At 56.3% G+C, this 19315-nt stretch carries 19 protein-coding genes and 1 tRNA gene; 14 read left to right on the top strand and 6 right to left on the bottom strand.

Annotation, left to right across the window (positions count from 1 at the left end):
• Positions 1–61 precede the first annotated feature (61 nt).
• From ACR0EO_RS11570 to arsB, 4 genes are read left to right on the top strand one after another with little or no spacing between them, the layout of a single operon-like run.
• Complete coding sequence (locus ACR0EO_RS11570) at positions 62–895, top strand: arsenate reductase/protein-tyrosine-phosphatase family protein (protein WP_480690014.1); 834 nt, start codon at positions 62–64, stop codon at positions 893–895.
• Positions 892–1890, top strand: a complete 999-nt coding sequence (locus tag ACR0EO_RS11565) for an ArsJ-associated glyceraldehyde-3-phosphate dehydrogenase (protein WP_480690012.1) — start codon at positions 892–894, stop codon at positions 1888–1890. Before ACR0EO_RS11570 ends, ACR0EO_RS11565 begins: the two co-directional genes overlap by 4 nt.
• Complete coding sequence (gene arsJ / locus ACR0EO_RS11560; protein ID WP_480690010.1) at positions 1887–3152, top strand: organoarsenical effux MFS transporter ArsJ; 1266 nt, start codon at positions 1887–1889, stop codon at positions 3150–3152. Before ACR0EO_RS11565 ends, arsJ begins: the two co-directional genes overlap by 4 nt.
• Complete coding sequence (gene arsB / locus ACR0EO_RS11555; protein ID WP_480690008.1) at positions 3149–4171, top strand: ACR3 family arsenite efflux transporter; 1023 nt, start codon at positions 3149–3151, stop codon at positions 4169–4171. The genes arsJ and arsB overlap by 4 nt, the downstream gene beginning before the upstream one ends.
• Positions 4172–4174: 3 nt before the next feature.
• On the opposite strand, the gene ACR0EO_RS11550 is transcribed toward arsB, so the two are convergent.
• A tRNA-Arg gene (locus tag ACR0EO_RS11550) sits at positions 4175–4251 on the bottom strand.
• A gap of 115 nt (positions 4252–4366) precedes the next feature.
• On the opposite strand from ACR0EO_RS11550, the gene ACR0EO_RS11545 reads away from it, so the two are divergent.
• Both ACR0EO_RS11545 and ACR0EO_RS11540 read left to right on the top strand, forming a co-directional pair.
• Positions 4367–5392 (top strand): LacI family DNA-binding transcriptional regulator, encoded by a 1026-nt coding sequence (locus tag ACR0EO_RS11545; protein WP_480690007.1) that lies wholly within the window; start codon positions 4367–4369, stop codon positions 5390–5392.
• Between the two features lie 4 nt (positions 5393–5396).
• The gene (locus ACR0EO_RS11540; protein WP_480690005.1) at positions 5397–6605 is read left to right on the top strand and encodes a winged helix-turn-helix domain-containing protein; all 1209 of its coding nucleotides are present in this window, start codon (positions 5397–5399) and stop codon (positions 6603–6605) included.
• Between the two features lie 3 nt (positions 6606–6608).
• Here the strand turns inward: ACR0EO_RS11540 and ACR0EO_RS11535 are convergent, their stop codons facing one another.
• Complete coding sequence (locus ACR0EO_RS11535; protein ID WP_480690003.1) at positions 6609–7307, bottom strand: fumarylacetoacetate hydrolase family protein; 699 nt, start codon at positions 7305–7307, stop codon at positions 6609–6611.
• 506 nt (positions 7308–7813) lie between these two features.
• Positions 7814–8248, bottom strand: coding sequence for a homoprotocatechuate degradation operon regulator HpaR (hpaR, locus tag ACR0EO_RS11530; RefSeq protein WP_480690001.1), 435 nt, complete (start codon positions 8246–8248; stop codon positions 7814–7816).
• Between the two features lie 235 nt (positions 8249–8483).
• Here hpaR and ACR0EO_RS11525 point away from each other — a divergent pair, with 235 nt between their 5' ends.
• Positions 8484–9896 (top strand): pyridoxal phosphate-dependent decarboxylase family protein, encoded by a 1413-nt coding sequence (locus ACR0EO_RS11525; protein ID WP_480689999.1) that lies wholly within the window; start codon positions 8484–8486, stop codon positions 9894–9896.
• A gap of 10 nt (positions 9897–9906) precedes the next feature.
• Complete coding sequence (locus tag ACR0EO_RS11520; protein WP_480689997.1) at positions 9907–10677, top strand: aldolase/citrate lyase family protein; 771 nt, start codon at positions 9907–9909, stop codon at positions 10675–10677.
• 4 nt (positions 10678–10681) lie between these two features.
• Here the strand turns inward: ACR0EO_RS11520 and ACR0EO_RS11515 are convergent, their stop codons facing one another.
• On the bottom strand, positions 10682–11824 hold the full coding sequence (locus tag ACR0EO_RS11515) for a DUF3095 domain-containing protein (RefSeq protein ID WP_480689995.1): 1143 nt from the start codon (positions 11822–11824) through the stop codon (positions 10682–10684).
• 143 nt (positions 11825–11967) lie between these two features.
• Here ACR0EO_RS11515 and ACR0EO_RS11510 point away from each other — a divergent pair, with 143 nt between their 5' ends.
• The 3 genes from ACR0EO_RS11510 to ACR0EO_RS11500 all read left to right on the top strand — a co-directional run bounded on the left by ACR0EO_RS11510 (position 11968) and on the right by ACR0EO_RS11500 (position 15332).
• Positions 11968–13140: an MFS transporter gene (locus ACR0EO_RS11510; protein WP_480689993.1), complete on the top strand. Its 1173-nt coding sequence runs from the start codon at positions 11968–11970 to the stop codon at positions 13138–13140.
• Between the two features lie 23 nt (positions 13141–13163).
• Positions 13164–14198, top strand: a complete 1035-nt coding sequence (locus tag ACR0EO_RS11505; RefSeq protein WP_480689991.1) for a glycosyltransferase family 4 protein — start codon at positions 13164–13166, stop codon at positions 14196–14198.
• A gap of 111 nt (positions 14199–14309) precedes the next feature.
• Complete coding sequence (locus ACR0EO_RS11500) at positions 14310–15332, top strand: aspartate-semialdehyde dehydrogenase (RefSeq protein ID WP_480689989.1); 1023 nt, start codon at positions 14310–14312, stop codon at positions 15330–15332.
• A gap of 249 nt (positions 15333–15581) precedes the next feature.
• On the opposite strand, the gene ACR0EO_RS11495 is transcribed toward ACR0EO_RS11500, so the two are convergent.
• A complete protein-coding gene (locus ACR0EO_RS11495; protein WP_480689987.1) occupies positions 15582–16232 on the bottom strand; it encodes a carbonic anhydrase in 651 nt (216 codons plus the stop codon).
• A gap of 142 nt (positions 16233–16374) precedes the next feature.
• On the opposite strand from ACR0EO_RS11495, the gene ACR0EO_RS11490 reads away from it, so the two are divergent.
• The 3 genes from ACR0EO_RS11490 to ACR0EO_RS11480 all read left to right on the top strand — a co-directional run bounded on the left by ACR0EO_RS11490 (position 16375) and on the right by ACR0EO_RS11480 (position 18944).
• The gene (locus tag ACR0EO_RS11490; RefSeq protein WP_480689985.1) at positions 16375–16764 is read left to right on the top strand and encodes a hypothetical protein; all 390 of its coding nucleotides are present in this window, start codon (positions 16375–16377) and stop codon (positions 16762–16764) included.
• 63 nt (positions 16765–16827) lie between these two features.
• Positions 16828–18210: a leucyl aminopeptidase family protein gene (locus tag ACR0EO_RS11485; protein WP_480689983.1), complete on the top strand. Its 1383-nt coding sequence runs from the start codon at positions 16828–16830 to the stop codon at positions 18208–18210.
• Entirely contained in the window at positions 18207–18944 is a 738-nt protein-coding gene (locus ACR0EO_RS11480; RefSeq protein WP_480689982.1) for a C40 family peptidase, read from the top strand. Before ACR0EO_RS11485 ends, ACR0EO_RS11480 begins: the two co-directional genes overlap by 4 nt.
• Here the strand turns inward: ACR0EO_RS11480 and ACR0EO_RS11475 are convergent.
• Complete coding sequence (locus ACR0EO_RS11475; protein WP_171123908.1) at positions 18941–19291, bottom strand: DUF2794 domain-containing protein; 351 nt, start codon at positions 19289–19291, stop codon at positions 18941–18943. The genes ACR0EO_RS11480 and ACR0EO_RS11475 overlap by 4 nt on opposite strands.
• Between the last annotated feature and the right edge of the window lie 24 nt (positions 19292–19315).

Raw genomic sequence — 19315 nt, 5'->3', positions numbered from 1 at the left:
ACCCAATTTCGAAACAAAAAGCAAATTGACGAACGCTCTTAATTTCTATATTTCATGAAATATGATAGAAGAGATAACAAATCAATTGGCCGTTCTCGGTCACCCGCAGCGCATCACTGTGTTTCGCATGTTAATGCGACGGTTTCCTGACACCGTGCCCGCAGGTGAGTTGGCGTCGGAACTGGACATCAAACCAAGCACCCTGTCGAACTACCTGAACGCGCTGCAGCGATCAGGTCTGGTGACGCAAGAGCGGTCGGGAACCTCTCTGCTCTATTCAGTTGAAATGAAGAATGTGCAGCACATGCTCGGCTTTTTGCTGAACGACTGCTGCCGTGGCCGCCCTGATATCTGCATGCCTCTTGAGCAAGGAAAAGTCGACATGACGGACCGGAAATTCAACGTACTATTCATCTGCGTCGGCAATTCGGCGCGGTCCATTTTTGCGGAGTCTCTTCTGCGTGAGATTGCCGGGGACAGGTTCAATGTCTACTCGGCCGGAACCCAGCCTTTTTCGGAACTAAACCCGATTGCGACGCAGGTTTTACAAGATAAGGGTCACGACACCTCTGTATTGCGATCGAAGAACCTATCCGAGTTTTCAGGCCCTGATTCGCCGGAAATGGATTTCGTGTTCACCGTCTGCAACAAGGCCGCGAACGAGGAATGTCCAGCCTGGGACGGTCAGCCAATCAGCGGCCATTGGGGCATGGAAGATCCGGTGAAAACCGAAGGCACTGACGCCGAAAAAAGCCTGTCCTTTCAGAACGCATACGGCGCGCTCAAGCGCAGAATTCAAGCCTTTACATCTTTGCCGGTCGAAAGCCTTGACCGGATCGCATTGCAAACTGCCGTCGATGAAATCGGCAGAGGACCTATTGAGGACACAAAATGACGACTTACGCTATAAACGGCTTGGGCCGAATGGGGAAATTGGCCCTTAAGCCGTTGCTGGATAAGGGCGCAAAGATCGCCTGGATTAATGATGGGGTCGGTGACCCCGAGATGCATGCGCATCTACTGGAGTTCGACACGGTGCACGGCCGTTGGGACGCGGAATTTTCGCACGATTCTGACAGCGTCACGATCAATGGTACCCGATTGCCCTTCATCGGCACCAAGGATCTGAATGAACTGCCGATAGAGGGTGTCGATGTCGTGATCGACTGTACCGGCGTCTTCAAGACCGAGGCCAAACTGGCGCCCTATTTCGCGGCCGGAGTGAAAAAGGTTGTCGTCTCGGCTCCGGTCAAGGACGGCCTCACCGCCAATGTCGTTATGGGCGTCAACGAAAACACCTACGACCCGGCTACGCATCACATCGTGACAGCGGCCTCTTGCACCACCAATTGTCTGGCTCCGGTTGTTAAGGTGATCCACGAGAACCTCGGCATTCGCCATGGATCGATGACGACGATCCATGACGTGACCAACACGCAAACCATCGTGGACCGCCCAGCAAAGGACTTGCGGCGCGCGCGCTCTGCTTTGAATTCGCTGATCCCAACCACCACCGGATCGGCCACCGCAATCACATTGATCTATCCCGAGCTCAAAGGGCGATTGAACGGCCATGCCGTGCGAGTGCCACTGTTGAACGCGTCGCTGACAGACTGCGTTTTCGAGGTTGAGCGGGAAACAACCGCGGAAGAGGTCAACGCCCTCTTCAAGGCTGCCGCAGAGGGCGAACTGAAGGGTATTCTGGGTTATGAAACCCGGCCGCTGGTCTCGACCGATTACACCAATGATGAACGCTCTTCGATCGTTGATGCTCCCTCGACCATGGTTGTGAACGGGACGCAGGTAAAGATCTATGCGTGGTACGACAACGAGATGGGCTATGCCCACCGTTTGGTCGACGTCGCGCTAATGGTTGGGGCCTCGCTGTGACATCCAGGCCCGAAGGACTGTCGGCCTATATTGCGGTCACGGCGGCCTATTGGGCCTTTATGCTGACCGACGGGGCCCTGCGTATGCTGGTGCTGCTGCACTTTCATACGATGGGGTTCTCGCCGGTACAGTTGGCTTACCTGTTTGTACTCTATGAAATCGCCGGGATGGGGACGAACCTTGCCGCCGGCTGGATCGCGGCGCGGTTCGGGCTGGCCTCGACACTGTATGCAGGGTTGGCGTTGCAGGTAGGGGCATTGCTTGTTTTGACCCAGTTAGACCCTAATTGGGCGATTCCGGCCAAAGTTACCTTTGTGATGATCGTTCAGGGGGCCAGTGGCATCGCCAAAGATCTGGCCAAGATGTCCTCGAAATCCGCCGTGAAACTGCTGGCACCGACCGAGGGCGGCGGGTTGTTCCGATGGGTTGCTGTTCTGACCGGCTCGAAAAACGCCGTGAAGGGCTTGGGCTTCTTACTAGGGGCCGCTTTGCTGGCCACGCTCGGCTTTATGTGGGCCACGCTGGCCATGGCGATTGTGCTGGCTATCATTCTGGTCGCCGTCATCCTCTTTATGCCACCGGGTCTGCCGAAGGGGCGCAAGGGCGCAAAGTTCTCCGAGGTTTTTTCAAAGTCCTCCAATGTAAACTGGCTGTCAGCGGCGCGGGTATTTCTGTTTGGCGCGCGGGACGTTTGGTTCGTAGTCGGCATCCCGATCTATTTCTACGCGGTGCTGTCAGATGGCACCGAAGAGGGCAACCGCGCGGCGTTCTTCATGATCGGCACTTTCATGGCCGTCTGGGTCATCCTTTACGGGGCTGTTCAGGCCAGCGCGCCAAAGATCCTGCGCGCGGCGGATCGCACCGAAAGCGACCTGATCCACGCCGCCCGCAATTGGGCGGCAGCCCTGTTCTGTGTGCCAGCGGCGTTGACTGTTGCGGTCCTGATGTCCTCTGGACCCGAAACATGGCTGACTATCACCCTAGTGGTCGGGTTACTGATTTTTGGGGCTATCTTTGCCATTAACTCTTCACTGCATTCCTACCTGATCCTGGCGTTTACCAAATCAGAACGGGTCACCATGGATGTGGGCTTTTACTATATGGCCAACGCGACAGGGCGACTTGTGGGTACCCTGCTGTCAGGCCTGACCTATCAAATCGGTGGGCTGCCCCTGGTTCTGGGCACGGCGGCAATCATGGTCGCTTTTGCCGCCCTGACATCTGGCAAACTAACCGATCAGACCAAAGAGGCATACACATGAGCATCTTCGAACGCTACCTGTCGGTTTGGGTCGCGCTGGCTATGGTCGGGGGCATTCTAATCGGTCTCGCCGCGCCCGGCCTCGTAGGCCTTGTCGCCTCTGCCGAGGTCGCGAGCGTAAATCTCGTGGTCGCTCTTCTGATTTGGGCAATGGTCTACCCAATGATGGTCGGGGTAGATTTCGGTGCTGTCGCAGGTGTCGCCCGCCAACCGCGCGGACTGATCGTTACCTTGGTTGTGAACTGGCTTATCAAGCCATTTACCATGGCATTTCTGGCAGTGTTGTTCTTTGACTACGTCTTTGCCCCATGGATCCAACCCGAGGACGCCGCACAATACACTGCCGGCCTGATCCTGCTGGGTGCAGCACCATGTACAGCCATGGTGTTCGTCTGGTCCCAACTCACCAAAGGAGATGCAACTTACACCCTTGTGCAAGTGTCGGTGAACGACCTGATTATGGTGGTTGCCTTTGCGCCGATCGTGGCTTTTTTGCTGGGCGTTACCGACATCCAGGTCCCATGGCAAACATTGGTGCTTGCGACTGTGCTTTACGTGGTGCTGCCGTTGATTGCCGGCCTGATCACGCGTCATAAGCTAGGATCACAAGACGCGATTGACGCCTTTTCCGCACGGGTTAAACCGTGGTCGATCATGGGCCTGATCGCGACGGTGGTTATCCTGTTCGGGCTGCAGGGTCAGACTATTTTGGCCAAACCCTTGGTTATCGTGCTGATCGCTGTACCCATCCTAATCCAAAGCTATGGAATATTCGCGCTGGCTTACGGTGCCGCGTATGCGCTGAAAGTTCCCCACCGAATTGCAGCACCCTGCGCCATGATCGGCACGTCAAACTTCTTTGAATTGGCGGTCGCCGTAGCCATAAGCCTGTTCGGATTGAATTCCGGCGCCGCCCTTGCAACGGTCGTTGGGGTATTGGTCGAAGTACCGGTAATGCTGTCTCTGGTCGCATTCGCCAATCGCACCCGTGCCCGGTTCCCAGAGCCAGCGATTCAATAAATCTGGCGACCCCGGCAGGATTCGAACCTGCAACCTGCCCCTTAGGAGGGGGCTGCTCTATCCAGTTGAGCCACGGGGCCGCGCAAGGCCCTCTGTAGCGCGGTTTTTTCTGGATGTCATGAGTTTTGCACAACAGTTGTAAATCGCATCCTGTTCACGCTACCATCGGGCAAAACAACAGTGCAGGTGCCCTCCGTGACCACAGAAACAAAACGCCCGCTTACCCTTCGTGATGTATCGGAAGCGTCCGGTGTATCCGAGATGACGGTCAGCCGAGTTCTGAGAAACCGGGGCGACGTATCAGACGCCACCCGCACCCGCGTTCTGGCCGCGGCGAAAGAACTGGGATACGTGCCAAACAAGATTGCGGGAGCTCTGGCTTCGAGCCGGGTAAATCTGGTTGCGGTCATCATCCCTTCGCTATCGAACATGGTGTTTCCCGAGGTGCTGACCGGGATCAATCAGGTGCTGGAAGACACCGAACTGCAGCCGGTGGTCGGCGTAACAGATTACCTGCCTGAGAAAGAAGAGAAGGTGCTGTACGAGATGCTCTCGTGGCGGCCTTCGGGGGTGATAATCGCGGGGTTGGAGCACACTGAAGCAGCCCGTGCGATGCTGGATTCAGCCGGGATACCTGTGGTCGAAATTATGGACACCGACGGCAAGCCCGTGGACGCGATGGTCGGCATCTCGCATCGGCGCGCAGGGCGCGAGATGGCTGAGGCAATCCTCAAAGCGGGGTATGAACATATCGGCTTTATGGGCACCAAAATGCCGCTGGATCACCGTGCTCGGAAACGCTTTGAAGGGTTTACCGAGGTTCTTGGAAAGAACGGGATCGAAATCGAAGATCGCGAATTCTACTCTGGTGGCTCTGCCCTTGCTAAAGGTCGTGAGATGACCCAGGCCATGCTAGAGCGTTCGCCTGAACTGGATTTCCTCTATTATTCCAATGATATGATCGGCGCTGGCGGTCTGCTGTACCTGTTAGAACAGGGAATCGATGTGCCCGGCCAAATCGGCCTCGCCGGGTTCAACAACGTTGAATTGCTGCAGGGCCTGCCACGCAAGCTGGCCACAATGGATGCCTGTCGGTTGGAAATCGGACGCAAGGCGGCTGAAATCATCGCCGCACAATTGGCCGACCCGAATGCAGAAGTCGAAACCCGCGTGACCCTGACCCCCAAGATCAGCTTTGGCGACACTTTAAAACGGCGCTGATCTGGTGTCGTTGCAACGGCTGGACAACAAAACAGCGCGCGCGCTGTTCATGGATCGCCACGCATTGGCGGAAACGCCGGCGGGCGGCGCAAAAGGGGCGGATCTGCTGGGCCTAATACAACGTCTAGGCTTTGTTCAGCTCGACAGTATCAACACGGTCGCCCGCGCCCATGACATGATTTTGTATTCGCGCAGGCCCTCCTACCGCGCGGAAAACCTCAAGCGGCTTTACGAGCGCGACAAAGCCCTGTTCGAACATTGGACGCATGACGCAGCCGTCATACCAATGGAATTCTACCCCCATTGGCACCTGCGGTTTCAACGCGACGCCGACCTGCTAAAATCACGCTGGAAGAACTGGCGTCGAGATGGGTTCGAACAGCAGTTTTCTATTGTTCTTAAGCACATACAGGATCACGGACCCGTCTCCTCCTCAGACGTTGGAAAGGATGAGAAGAAGGGTTCGGGCGGGTGGTGGGACTGGCACCCTTCAAAGACTGCATTGGAGTTTTTGTGGCGATCCGGGGCATTGACGGTTGTTGGGCGGAATGGCTTTCAAAAGCGGTACGACCTGACCGAGCGGGTGATTGAAACGCACCTGTGCCCCGGAAACATGGCCTGTGACCCAGAGCAAACCGTCGATTGGCTGTGCAATGCAGCGCTGGACCGACTGGGATTTGCTACACCGGGTGAGCTCGCGGCGTTCTGGGATACTGTCAGCGTGAGCGAGGCTAAGAATTGGTGTGAACAGTGCCTAAAGCAGGGGAAATCAGAAGAAATTGAGATCACCTGCGCAGATGGGCGTGTGCGCAAGTTGTTCGCACGGCCAGATCTAGCGAACCATGAAGTACCGTCCCCTACTGGGCGGATACGTGTTCTCAGCCCGTTTGATCCAATGCTCCGCGACCGCAACCGCGCCGAACGCCTGTTTGGATTCCATTACAGGATTGAGGTCTTCGTACCTGCTGCCAAGCGGACATACGGTTACTACGTCTTCCCGTTGTTAGAAGGTGACCGGATGGTCGGCCGGATCGATATGAAGGCGCAACGCGACAGGGGCATCCTGCATGTCAGCGCGCTTTGGCCTGAACGTTCCATTCGCTGGTCAGAGGCGCGGACACGACGCCTGCAATCTGAACTGGACCGGGTGCGAAGGTTTGCCGGGTTGGATGACGTAGAATTCGCGTCAGATTGGCTGAAAGACCCTAAATAGGGTCTATTCTGGGTTCGAAAGCGTTAGGCTGATAGGCTCCAGGCCATCAATACCACCTTTGACAACATCACCGGCGTGAACTGGCCCCACTCCGGCTGGTGTGCCAGTGAGAATAATATCTCCGGGTCGCAGGTGATAGTATCCGGACAGATGGCTGATGATCTCATCAATCTTCCAGATTAACTCGTGCAGCGTAGCATCCTGACGGGTCGTTCCGTTCACACTTAGAAAAATACGAGTTTCATCTTTGGGTTCCCAATCCGAGGCCTTTGTCATCGACGCAAACACTGCGCCTGCCTCAAGGTCTTTACCCAAGTCCCAGGGCCGCTGCTTATTGCGTTCGCGAATTTGCAGATCTCTGCGCGTCATGTCCAAAGCACAACCATAGGCGAAAACCGCATCCCAGGCCTGCTCGCTCGTGGCTCGGAACACCGGCTTACCGATCGCCACTGCCAACTCCATCTCATAGTGGAAATTCTCTGTTCCCGGCGGGTAAGGAACTCTGGCACCAGACAAAACCGCGTTCGGCGCAGATTTGGTGAAGTAAAATGGGGCTTCGCGGTCAACTTCATGGCCCATCTCAGCCGCATGTGCCGCATAGTTGCGACCGACGCAGAATATACGACCCACCGGATATGAGGCGCTTCGCCCCTGAACCGGTATTGAAACAGGATCTGGGAGAGAGAATAAACTACCTGACATCACCGCCCCTTTTTTACTTGGCTGGCGGCATCTTAGTATAGATAGGGTTGAGGACAAGCTGCTCCGCAGCCACGAATTCCCCCGTATATCGCAACCTAGGGTCGTTCACATTTAAATGGTTGCACCTTGAAAACGCTGCTGGCGCTCTAGTATTGTGTGTAGGCAGGACGAGCCCCTCCACCAGTTTCAGAGGGCGATCGTTCGTGACGCCACTCACTGTTCGGCGGACATCTAAGCGTTCGCCTTAACGAGAAGACACCTTGGGTGACCGGCGTGCATATCCGGTGACAAGGTGCGTTTGTTTCAGAGAACTACGGCCAAAGATGCTGCCCCCTAATGTCTTTGCGCCCGACAGCCAGCCTTATTTCAGGCAAGCTTGTTCTCTGGAGAGCAGGTCGGACCGTCGACCCAAATCCGGCGCAACCGGCCTCGGGCCAGGCCAAAAGTCCAGTGCAAGTCTGGCCTCCCCGCCGGAGGATGACTAACCACTCCGGCGGGGTTTGGTATCAAGTTTCCAGATCATGCAGTTCATTCAAAAGGTCCAGAAGGGCTTCGTGCCGTTTCGGACCCAGCTTGGTGCGCAGTTCTTCAGCCAAGCGGATCGTCACTTGGATGTTGTCTTGTATGATCTGATCCCCTTTCGCCGTTATGTCTACAATCTGACGGCGTTTGTCGTCGGGATGCACCTTTCTCAGGATCAAACCCTTGGCTTCGAGCTTTTGCAGAATTCTCGTGAGACTCGGCAACAAAAGACAGGCCCGTTCAGCGATATGAGTCGGTTCTTGCGGGCCTTCTTCTTTCAGAACGCGTAACACGCGCCACTGTTGTTCCGTCACACCCGCATCAACAAGCATTTTGCGAATAGGTCCCATGACCCTTTCGCGTGCCCGCAGCAAAGCAATAGGCAGCGACCGTGACGTGATAGGAAGTTCACTGGTCATAATAAATTTTGGCCGAATTCGAACTCTACTGCAACTGGTCATACAGTATCACCGCACAAGTTCCCGTTTTCGCACTGTTTAGAGTCTATGTGGAACTACTATAGCGTCAAAAACCCTAACCATTTCTATGAACCGCAGTGAAAGTGCGTTGACGTCCCTGTCGGAATGGCCATCACTGGCAAACGTGAAATTTGGCGTTGAGAGCGTCGGTATCTGAAAAAATCAGGGGCATGCGATGAAGTGGGATGAGTTTTCAGACTGGGGAAAGAAAGTCGCAGAATGGACGCAGGACTATCACCTGACAGTCGGGGACAAACCCGTGCGCCCCCAGACTGAGCCCGGCGACATTCTGAACGCTTTGCCCGCTCAACCTCCGGAATACCCACAGTCGATGGAAGATATCTTTAACGACTTCGAGCAAGTGGTTATGCCCGGGATAACACATTGGCAACATCCCCGGTTCTTTGCCTATTTCAACGCCAATGCGTCGGCCCCGTCGGTATTGGCCGAATTCCTCGTCAGCGCCATCGCGCCACAATGCATGTTGTGGCAAACCTCACCCGCCGCGACCGAAATGGAAACGCGGATGATGGACTGGCTGCGCCAGGCTCTTGATTTACCCGAAGGGTTCGCGGGCGTTATTCAGGATTCCGCATCTACTGCGACGCTGGCCGCAGTATTGACGATGCGCGAAAAGGCGTTGAATTGGCAGGGCAACAGCCAAGGCCTTTTTGAGCGCAAGCCCCTGCGTGTCTACTGTTCCGCCGAAGTTCACACCTCTGTGGATCGCGCCATTTGGATCGCCGGGATCGGCCAGGACAATTTGGTGCGCATCCCGATCAAGGGCGATTGGCGTGGCATGGACCCCGCCGCATTAGAGGCTGCAATTCAGGCCGATTTGGAAGCTGGGTTACAACCCGCGGGGGTCATTCTTTGTGTGGGGGGAACCGGAACTGGTGCAGCTGATCCGGTCGATGAATGCTTGAAGATCGCACAGAAATACGAACTCTATTCGCATGTTGATGCAGCCTGGGCCGGATCAGCCATGATCTGTCCCGAGTATCGTCACTACTGGTCCGGAATCGAACAAGCCGACAGTGTTGTTTTCAACCCGCATAAATGGCTAGGCATACAATTCGACTGCTGTGCGCATTTCCTGAAAAACCCCGAAGACCTTGTGCAAACGCTGGCGATCAGCCCAGAGTACCTCAAGACGCACGGCAAGGACGGGATCATCAATTACTCTGAGTGGTCTGTACCTTTGGGCCGCCGATTCCGGGCACTCAAGCTGTGGTTCGTGATACGCGCTTATGGGCTTGAGGGTCTGCGGTCACGGTTGCGAAATCACGTGAACTGGTCCGTTGATCTGCATGACCGCCTGAAAAGCGAGCCGGACTTTGAGATCGTCACCCAACCCATGTGGTCTTTGTGGACCTTTCGCTATGTCCCGGCAGGCCACACCGATCTGGATGACCTGAACCTGCAACTGGTGAACGCAATCAACGATGACGGCCGCATCTACCTGACCCAGACTCGAGTAGATGGTGATCTTGTCATTCGCTTTCAGGCCGGTCAGTTCGAAACCACCGAAGACGACATCAAAATGGCCTATGATGTGATCACCGAAATCGCGCGCTCTTTAACTTAAAGGTCAAGCTATGCCCGCACCGACAAACGACTTTAAACAAGCTTTGAAGGACGGCAATCGCCTGATTGGATGCTGGATGAGTTTCGCCGAAGCAACCCCGGCTGAGATCATGGGCACTGCCGGATTCGATTGGCTTGTGATCGATGGAGAACACGCGCCGAACGATATCCGCTCGATCCGCGATCAGTTGATGGCGCTTGCCGGCAGCCCGTCTCACCCAATTGTGCGGGTGCCTGTGGGGGATACGGCGTTAATCAAAATGGTGCTGGACGTGGGTGCACAGACCATTCTGGTGCCGATGGTAAACAGCGCCCAACAAGCACGCGAACTGGTGCGGGCCTGCCGCTATCCACCAGAAGGCGTGCGCGGGGTCGGTGCTGGCGCCGCACGTGCGACCGGCTTTGGATCAGTAGCAGATTACATTCAAACGGCTGATGATCAGATTTGCCTTCTAGTTCAGGTGGAAAACAGGGCGGGAATGGCTGCTCTGGATGAAATTCTGCAGGTCGACGGGGTCGATGGGGTGTTTATCGGGCCGGCCGACTTGTCTACTGACATGGGTTACCAAGGTAATAGTGCTGCGCCCGAAGTACGGGCCGCTATCTCGGATGCAATGGAGCGCATAAAATCCGCCGGTAAAGCACCCGGCATTCTTGGCACGAATGACGAGGCAACACAGATCTATTTTGATATGGGCGCTCAGTTTCTGGCCGTTGGAATTGATGTGATGCTGCTGGCGCAGGCCTCTCGGGCGTTAGCAGCACAATGGAAGGCGAAATAATCCGTCAGCCCTGCATCGCGGCGGCCGCCTGTGCGTAACCGCCAGAGGCCCCATCGACGAAATGCACATGGTCGTCTCGCGTGGCCGATGGGACAAAGCAGGTCATCATTGCTTCGTCCTGGGCGTGCAGGCCATAGCGGATCTTACCCTGCCCGCGCGCTTGCTCAAGCATCGTCCGTATTTGCGCCAGCGTTGATGGATCGCAATCCAGCGTCATTTTGAGGCCATCATCAAACTTACGAAAGTCAGCGTTCCGACTGACCATCTGTTTGTAGTGCTCGGGATCGAATTCGCCCAATCGCTTGCCAGATTTGAACAAAATGGCGATCAACAGGTTCTGCCCCAAAAGCTTCAACCTCTGTGCAAGCAAATTGCGCCCGGCTCGCGACACTCGGGCGTCAAGCTCAACATCCGGTGGCGGCCAACTGATCGGTGGGCCGTTTTCCGGCACCGGGTGCCCGGCACGCTCCAGACCTTCCGACGCCGACAAAACCGACTGAGCCAAGTCGGCAAAGTCGCTCTCGGTCGCTTTCGCAGTTGGTTGCACAACCAACGATACAATCTGGCCGTGGCGCGCTTTGGTGTTGGACCATCTGCAGGACAAGCCAGTCAAATCAGGCAACGCACCCGAATCTGCCGGTGGAACCTCGAACGCGCCAGATTTCATTTGTGTTTCGGCCCAGACCAGCCCGCCACCCGAAAACATGGCGTAATCCACACCATCCGAGGGTGCGTAACGCGCCACCCTCAGATCCCTGCCCGCCAGACGGATTTCGGACACGGGAACCAAGGCCCCGCGCAATTCGATCGAGAACTCCTCTTCTGCCCAACGTCGTAGATCTGCAAGCACGGTTCGGGCTGTATCAACGGCGCCTGCAGGCACAGCGAACCCTGCGCCGTCCCCTCCGAAAACATAGGGAAATTCTTTTCCGCGCAACCCGTTGATCATGGCCGAGATGACTGCCGCCCCGACCATGTTGACAGTTTTGTACCGTCCTCTGGCAATCTCGCCGGTTGAATCCACAATGTCAGCCACGCCCAGCGCCCAATCATCCGGCACGGCAGAAAAACGTGCTGGATTGGATAAACGAGTAAAGTCCCGTTGCAGCGGAAGACTGTCATAAAACGCGGCCTGGGCGTCTTTCATTGGTACCTCGGGTTGGTCGTTCTATTTATATAGTAGCCCGATTGTGAACTCTGTCCGGTGAAAACATCATAACACATACGCTTGTGTGGCGCACCGTGACGTGCCAAGCATTTCCGCGCAGCTTGGGGGAGAAGGGGCGTTTCATGAAGGCAGGTCTGGTGGTCTTGTGTCTGGGCTATGTGCTCAGCCAATTTTTTCGCGCCTTTTTGGCGGTACTTAGCGTCGATCTGGGGCGCGATATCGGTGCCACACCAGAGGATCTGGCCTTTGCCTCGGGGCTTTGGTTTCTTGTCTTTGCCGCAATGCAGTTACCGGTCGGCTGGGCGCTGGATCAGATTGGACCGCGCCTGACAGCTGCGGTTTTGCTGCTGGTAGGAGGGGCCGGCGGGGCTGCGTTGTTTGCCGTGGCTAGCACTCCATTTCATATCGCCATCGCCATGGGCTTGATCGGTGTCGGATGTTCTCCAGTCCTCATGGCCTCGTACTACATCTTTGCGCGCGAATACCCGCCTGCCCGCTTTGCGACCCTGGCCGCAGTGATGCTGGGCGTAGGATCTGTTGGCAATCTCGTGGCCTCTTACCCCACAGCCCTTGCGGTTGAGCTTATGGGCTGGCGCGCGACCATGTGGGTGCTGGCCCTGTTCTCGGGCGCGATCGCGCTGGGCATCTGGATTACGGTACACGATCCCAAACGGGTAGAGACCGAACACCGTGGATCAGTGCTTGATCTGCTGAAGGAGCCCGCATTGTGGGCAATATTGCCGCTTATGCTGGTGGCTTATGCGCCCTCGGCCGCGACGCGCGGTTTGTGGGCTGGGCCTTATCTCAGCGATATCTTTGCGTTGAGCACCACCCAGATCGGAACCGCGACGTTGATAATGGGCGCGGCGATGATTGCAGGAACCTTTGCCTACGGACCGTTGGATCGGCTTCTAGGAACGCGAAAATGGGTGATTTTCGGCGGTAATGCGCTGGGCACGGCGGCACTGGTCCTGCTGTGTCTGTGGGTCGACAACGCGGTTTGGTTGTCGGTGATGCTGATGGCAGTGATCGGCTTCATGGGGGCCAGCTTTCCGGTCATCATGGCACATGGCCGCGCCTTTGTGGCGCCCCACCTTGTAGGACGCGGCATGACACTGCTGAACCTATTTGGAATTGGCGGTGTGGGGTTGGCGCAGTTTGTCACTGGCCGCATCCATGCCGCTACAGTGGACATCAGCCCGACCGCGCCCTACACAGCGATATTCGGCTTTTTCGCGGTCACACTTGCCATTGGTTGTGTGATCTATCTATTCAGCCGCGACAGCGTCGACTGACGCTGGAACCGTCAGGAGAGCCCATGTCCGACCCGCGCGTCATTGCCCCCAATCTAAAACGCCGGCTTTCGGGCGTGACCGCGACGATCGCCCGACTTGTTCCGTTACAGGTGCAATGGATCGACATTGCTGCCACCGGGCCGGGCCTGCCAAAGGATATTCCACATATTCCGCTGGGCCGCCTGCCCTTTTTATCGCGCAAAACCCTGCGGGTCTGGCATGCCCGCCGCAACACCGAAATGTTACTGGGCCTGTTCCTGCGCAATATCCTGCGGCTGCGACTGAAGCTGCTTTTTACCAGCGCTTCGCAACGCACCCACACGGGCTATACAAAGTGGCTGATCCAGAAAATGGACGCGGTAGTCGCAACCTCTCGTAAGACCGCCGGGTACATGGAGCGTGACGCGCAAGTTATCATGCACGGCATCAACCTCCAGGATTTCACACCACCCAAAGACAAAGCCGCTGTCAGGGCACTGCTGAGCCTGCCAGATGGTCTGCTGTTGGGTTGCTACGGCCGCATTCGTCATCAGAAAGGCACGGATGCGTTTGTTGATGCGATGATTGACCTCTGTGGTCGCTTCGACGATGTCCACGGCGTCGTTATGGGCCGCGCGACCGAAAAACACACCGGTTTTCTGGCTGAGTTGAAGGACAAGGTCGCCAAAGCGGGTCTTTCCGATCGTATCCTTTTCAAACCCGAAGTCACCGTAGATCAGATCGCTGAGTGGTATCAGGTGCTGGACTTGTTCGTTGCGCCGCAACGGTGGGAAGGGTTCGGCCTTACTCCACTTGAGGCGATGGCCTGTGGCGTTCCAGTCGTGGCCACCGATGTAGGTGCATTTTCCGAGATCGTCACGGATCCTTCTTTGGGGCGGGTGGTTGAACCCGGTGACATACCCGCGCTAGCGGACGCAGCCGCGGAAATGCTGTCTAACCGCGATTCCCTCGCGCGATCCGGAGCTGCCGCTCGTTCCCATGTCGAGCAGAATTTCGACATCAATGGCGAAGCCAAGACCCTCGTCGCCCTCTACGAACGTCTTCTGAACGACACTTGAAGTTGTTTACGGCGTAAAATCGGCGTCATTGCTGGAAATATAACCTGAAAACCCTTTTTTCTTCGCTGCAACGCGGCTATGAACGCGCGTCCTTAACTTTGGAGACATGAAATGGGCTATCGCGTCGTAGTCGTCGGCGCCACGGGTAACGTGGGCCGCGAAATGCTGAACATTCTGGCTGAACGCCAGTTCCCCGTCGATGAACTTGCCGCCCTGGCAAGCCGTCGTTCGCTGGGCACCGAGGTAAGCTTTGGCGACACGACACTCACTACCAAGGATCTGGACACATTCGATTTCACCGGCTGGGACATGGCCCTGTTTGCCGTGGGTTCCGAGGCGACCAAGGTGTACGCCCCCAAGGCGGCTGCAGCTGGCTGTGTGGTGATCGATAACTCTTCGCTCTATCGCTATGATCCGGAGATCCCGTTGATCGTGCCGGAATGTAACCCCGAGGCGATCCACGACTATAAGAATAAGAACATCATCGCCAACCCCAACTGCTCGACCGCGCAGATGGTTGTCGCGCTGAAACCGCTGCACGATCGCGCCAAGATCAAGCGCGTTGTTGTATCGACTTATCAGTCGGTTTCGGGTGCCGGTAAAGAGGGCATGGACGAGCTTTGGGATCAGACCAAAGCCATCTACAACCCCACCACCGACGTTGAACCGAAGAAGTTCCAGAAACAAATCGCTTTCAACGTCATTCCGCAGATCGACGTCTTCATGGAAGACGGCTCGACCAAGGAAGAGTGGAAAATGGTTGTCGAGACCAAGAAGATCGTCGATCCGTCGATCAAGGTCACTGCAACCTGCGTCCGCGTGCCGGTTTTCGTTGGCCACTCTGAGGCTGTGAACATCGAATTCGAGGAATTCTTGGACGAAGACGAAGCGCGCGACATCCTGCGTGAAGCGCCGGGCATCATGGTAATCGACAAGCGCGAGCCAGGTGGCTACGTGTCTCCGATCGAATGTGCCGGTGATTTCGCAACGTTTATCAGCCGTATCCGTCAGGATTCGACCGTTGAGAACGGCATCAACCTGTGGTGCGTCAGCGACAACCTGCGTAAGGGCGCCGCCCTGAACGCGGTACAGATCGCAGAACTGCTAGGTCGCGAAGTTCTGAAAAAAGGCTGATGCGCCTTTAAAACGTGATCCAGGGGGCCGCTAATCAGAGCGGCCCTTTTGCTTGAACGAACCAGTCGCAAGCAAAACCTGGTATTGATCATCCAGCAAATATTGTCGGTAGTGCTGCCTTGTTTTCCCAAGGGCGATCAGGAACCTTGCGGAACAGACGCATGAATTTGGCTCTGAACTGATCACTTGTGCATCATGAGCACAAAGTCGGAGGCGCGGATACGGTCCGCGCCACCTGTTCGATGCAGGTTAAACGACTACGAACTTCTTTTCTTCGGGGTCATAGCATTGAAGGCCGCCCTCGCCGATGTCCGTCCACAAACCGTGCAGGCTGAGCGAACCATCCTGAACAGCCGATGAGATGAAGGGGAAAGTCATCAGGTTTTCGAGCGAGGCAACAACGGCCTGCCGCTCGAACTGTCGCGCTTGATCCACGCTGTCCTCGACGTCGGCAACCAGTTCAAATTTCGGCTTAAGGATATCCATCCAGCGGCCGACAAAGCTGTCTTTCGCTTCCAACTGTGGAGCCTGGCCTTTGCACATGTCGATACAGCCCTGAACGCCGCCGCATTGCGAATGCCCCAGTACGATCAGGTGTGCAACCTTCAGCGCAGTAACCGCATATTCGATTGCAGCACTGGTGCCGTGGTGATCGCCATCCGGCGCGTAAGGTGGAACGAGGTTCGCGATATTGCGGTGGATAAAGAAATCACCCTGATCCGCACCAAACATAGAAGTCACATGCACCCGGCTGTCACAGCAGGAAATTACCATCGCGCGCGGACGCTGCCCTTCGGTTGCAAGGCGGCGGTACCAGACCTGATTTTCCGAATACGTGGTGGCCTTCCAGCCGTGATACCGCTTTACCAGATAGCCAGGCAGAAGTTTGGCGTGTTCCATTACGTGTCCCTAATTGTTCGCTGGGGATTGCTCTACTCTGAATTCGCGGAAAATTCGAGCAATTATCCTGATCCGATGCAAGGTTTTGCAAAGGAATTCACCGTCAAAGTCGATTTACGCCGTGGGGGCGAACTAAATTGGGGTGAATGTGGTGGATAAGATACTCACACTTGAACATAAGGAAACCGTTCGGCTGGACCCGGATCGCCTGAATGCACTTTACCGACAACTGGGCGACAAGAACGCTTTGGACGTGCTGTGCCGAACAGTCGAGGAACTTGCCGTGCGCCTTTCGAACTGTGAACGGTTCTGGCGGCAGCGCGACTGGCCAGGCCTACGCAAATGCGCCCGCTCATTAGTAGCGATATCCGAGCAGATCGGGATGGTGGCACTGGCCCGTGTAGCGGGCGATGTGGCGCAATCCGTGGATACTGGCGATGCTGTGGCCACCGGGGCAACACTGTCCCGGCTGATCCGGGTCGGCGAAAAATCTCTGACAGTGATCTGGGACCAACAGGACCTTTCGGTCTGACGGGGCTTGCAGACAGGCCGTGGGCAGATAGGCTGGGCGCAAATCGAAACTTCTGAGATGTCCATGACCCTGTCTTTCGCGTCCCCGTCCGACTCTTCTGTGCCACTGCATGTAATTGCGCAATCTGATCTGGATGACTGGCTGAGCAGCCAGTCCGATCAGGTTGCCTCTTGGGTTCAGGCCAATGGATTTACAGGGGCTTTGGGGCAGGTTCTGCTAATTCCAGGGGCTGAGGGCACACCAAACAATGCGTTGGCTGGTTATGGCAGCGATGCAGTTCGGGCGCGCAAAAGGTTCCCGCTGGCCAGCGCGGCCCAAGCCCTGCCAGAGGGTGTGTATCATATCGCAACTGGGCTTCCGGCAGACTCCCTCGAAACTGAATGCCTTGGATGGCTTCTGACCGGCTATGGATTTGACCGCTATGCGTCTCAATCCGGTGCCAAAGCGCGTCTGGTTGCGCCAGAAGGAATCGACGCTGCCCGTATGGAAGTTTTGGCCAATGCAGAACGCCTAACTCGTGATTTGGTTAATACCCCGGCCTCAGATATGGGTCCGAACCAGTTGCAAAAGGCAGCTGAAGCGCTGGCAAAGGAATTCGGTGCATCCTGCAGTGTGATCCAAGGCGAAGAACTTTTGGATCAGAACTTTCCCTTGATCCATGCCGTGGGACGCGCCGCCGCGCAACAGCCGCGCCTGATTGAGATGAACTGGGGCAGTTCAGGCCCCAAGCTGACCCTTGTGGGCAAGGGCGTGTGCTTTGACACCGGCGGTTTAAACCTAAAGCCGGGCAACTCGATGTCCTTGATGAAAAAGGACATGGGCGGGGCCGCCAATGTGCTGGGTTTGGCCCAGATGATAATGGCCCTGAAGCTGCCTGTTCAGCTGCGGGTACTGATACCTGCGGTCGAAAACTCGGTCGCCGGCAACGCGTTTCGGCCCGGCGACATCCTGACCTCTCGCAAGGGTCTGACAGTTGAGATCAACAATACCGATGCAGAAGGGCGGTTAGTCCTGGCCGATGCTCTGACGCTGGCAGATGAGGGTGAACCTGATCTTGTGATCTCAATGGCGACACTAACCGGCGCAGCGCGTGTGGCCGTTGGCCCCGATCTTGCGCCGTTTTACACCGATGATGACAAAGCAGCCGACGCGCTGGCAGCGGCAGGTAAGCGGGCTGCTGATCCCGTCTGGAGGATGCCTTTCCACGAACCTTACGAAGCAATGATCGAACCGGGGATCGCTGACTTGGACAACGCACCATCAGGTGGGTTTGCGGGATCGATTACTGCAGCTTTGTTTCTGCGCCGATTTGTTGGCGAACGTCGCTACATGCACTTTGACATCTATTCCTGGCAGCCCGGCAAGGCGCCGGGGCGTAGTAAAGGTGGGCTTGGTCAAGGTCCACGCGCCCTGCTGTCCGCCCTACCTGAGATTTTAGACCTATGACCAAACAGCGCGTCATAATCCCCGTGGTCAACCTGTTGCGCCGCCCTGATGGGCCGCGAGACCGGCAACTTTTGTTCGGCGATACGGTTTTGGTAACGGAAACGCAGAATGGCTGGAGCAAGGTTGCCGCGGAAAAGGACGGGTACACCGGATGGATCGCATCGGACCAACTAGACGACCCGGTGCCGGATACGCACTGGATCACAGCCCCAGCGACCCACGCATACGCTGAACCGGATATGAAAAGCCCTGATCAAATCTCGCTAAGCTTCGGCAGCAGGGTGCAAGTTCTGTCAGAACAGGGCAGGTTCTTGGAAACGGAGCTGGGTTTCATTCCAACGGTACACGCTAAACTCAAAGCCACCCGATTAACCGATCCGGTCGCAGTGGCCGAAATGTTTCTGGGCACACCGTACCTCTGGGGCGGCAATAGCCGTTTTGGACTGGATTGCTCGGGCCTGGTGCAGGCAGGGCTTTTGGCTTGCGGCATCCCGTGCCCGGGCGACAGCAGTGGTCAGGAACGCGAGCTGGGCGAAACCTTAGCGGAAGGGACTGAACCGAAACACGGAGATCTGCTATTTTGGAAAGGACATGTCGCCTGGGTCTACGGCGAAAACATGCTGTTACACGCCAACGCCTATCATATGGATGTTACGTTTGAGCCGATGGACCAAGCAATAGCGCGCATTTTGGAACAAGGCGACGGGCCAATCACATCGCATAAAAGGCTCTAATCCAAGTCTACCGATCGGATTAGCTTGCGCTCTAATACGCGCAAGACGGTACGCAGATCGTGGCCGCGTTTCAGGATGCGCCCGTCCATACCCACAACCGAATACATCCCCTGCTTTTGCCGCAAGCGGGGGTGTTTTTCGACCCGGTAGATCGGATGCTCAGCCGTGCGTCTAAAGATGGAAAACACCGCCATATCCCGAAGGTTTGAAATACCATAATCGCGCCATTCTCCGGCGGCGACCATCCGGCCATAAACGGACAGGATATGGGACATCTCGTGCCGGTTAAACGCGACGGGCATCTGGGCCGAGTTTGCAGAAAACCGGCTGGGAGGCTGCATGTTCATACTTTCAGCCTTGCCGGAAAATGC

This window comes from Ruegeria sp. BE9, assembly GCF_056538765.1.
This window is presented reverse-complemented; position numbering and strand designations above follow the sequence as displayed.

Coding starts and splice junctions, on each gene's coding strand:
- ACR0EO_RS11570 (WP_480690014.1), top strand. CDS start 62: ATGATAGAAGAGATAACAAATCAATTGGCCGTTCTCGGTCACCCGCAG.
- ACR0EO_RS11565 (WP_480690012.1), top strand. CDS start 892: ATGACGACTTACGCTATAAACGGCTTGGGCCGAATGGGGAAATTGGCC.
- arsB (WP_480690008.1), top strand. CDS start 3,149: ATGAGCATCTTCGAACGCTACCTGTCGGTTTGGGTCGCGCTGGCTATG.
- ACR0EO_RS11535 (WP_480690003.1), bottom strand. CDS start 7,307: ATGTCAGGTAGTTTATTCTCTCTCCCAGATCCTGTTTCAATACCGGTT.
- hpaR (WP_480690001.1), bottom strand. CDS start 8,248: ATGACCAGTGAACTTCCTATCACGTCACGGTCGCTGCCTATTGCTTTG.
- ACR0EO_RS11525 (WP_480689999.1), top strand. CDS start 8,484: ATGAAGTGGGATGAGTTTTCAGACTGGGGAAAGAAAGTCGCAGAATGG.
- ACR0EO_RS11520 (WP_480689997.1), top strand. CDS start 9,907: ATGCCCGCACCGACAAACGACTTTAAACAAGCTTTGAAGGACGGCAAT.
- ACR0EO_RS11515 (WP_480689995.1), bottom strand. CDS start 11,824: ATGAAAGACGCCCAGGCCGCGTTTTATGACAGTCTTCCGCTGCAACGG.
- ACR0EO_RS11510 (WP_480689993.1), top strand. CDS start 11,968: ATGAAGGCAGGTCTGGTGGTCTTGTGTCTGGGCTATGTGCTCAGCCAA.
- ACR0EO_RS11505 (WP_480689991.1), top strand. CDS start 13,164: ATGTCCGACCCGCGCGTCATTGCCCCCAATCTAAAACGCCGGCTTTCG.
- ACR0EO_RS11500 (WP_480689989.1), top strand. CDS start 14,310: ATGGGCTATCGCGTCGTAGTCGTCGGCGCCACGGGTAACGTGGGCCGC.
- ACR0EO_RS11495 (WP_480689987.1), bottom strand. CDS start 16,232: ATGGAACACGCCAAACTTCTGCCTGGCTATCTGGTAAAGCGGTATCAC.
- ACR0EO_RS11485 (WP_480689983.1), top strand. CDS start 16,828: ATGACCCTGTCTTTCGCGTCCCCGTCCGACTCTTCTGTGCCACTGCAT.
- ACR0EO_RS11480 (WP_480689982.1), top strand. CDS start 18,207: ATGACCAAACAGCGCGTCATAATCCCCGTGGTCAACCTGTTGCGCCGC.
- ACR0EO_RS11475 (WP_171123908.1), bottom strand. CDS start 19,291: ATGAACATGCAGCCTCCCAGCCGGTTTTCTGCAAACTCGGCCCAGATG.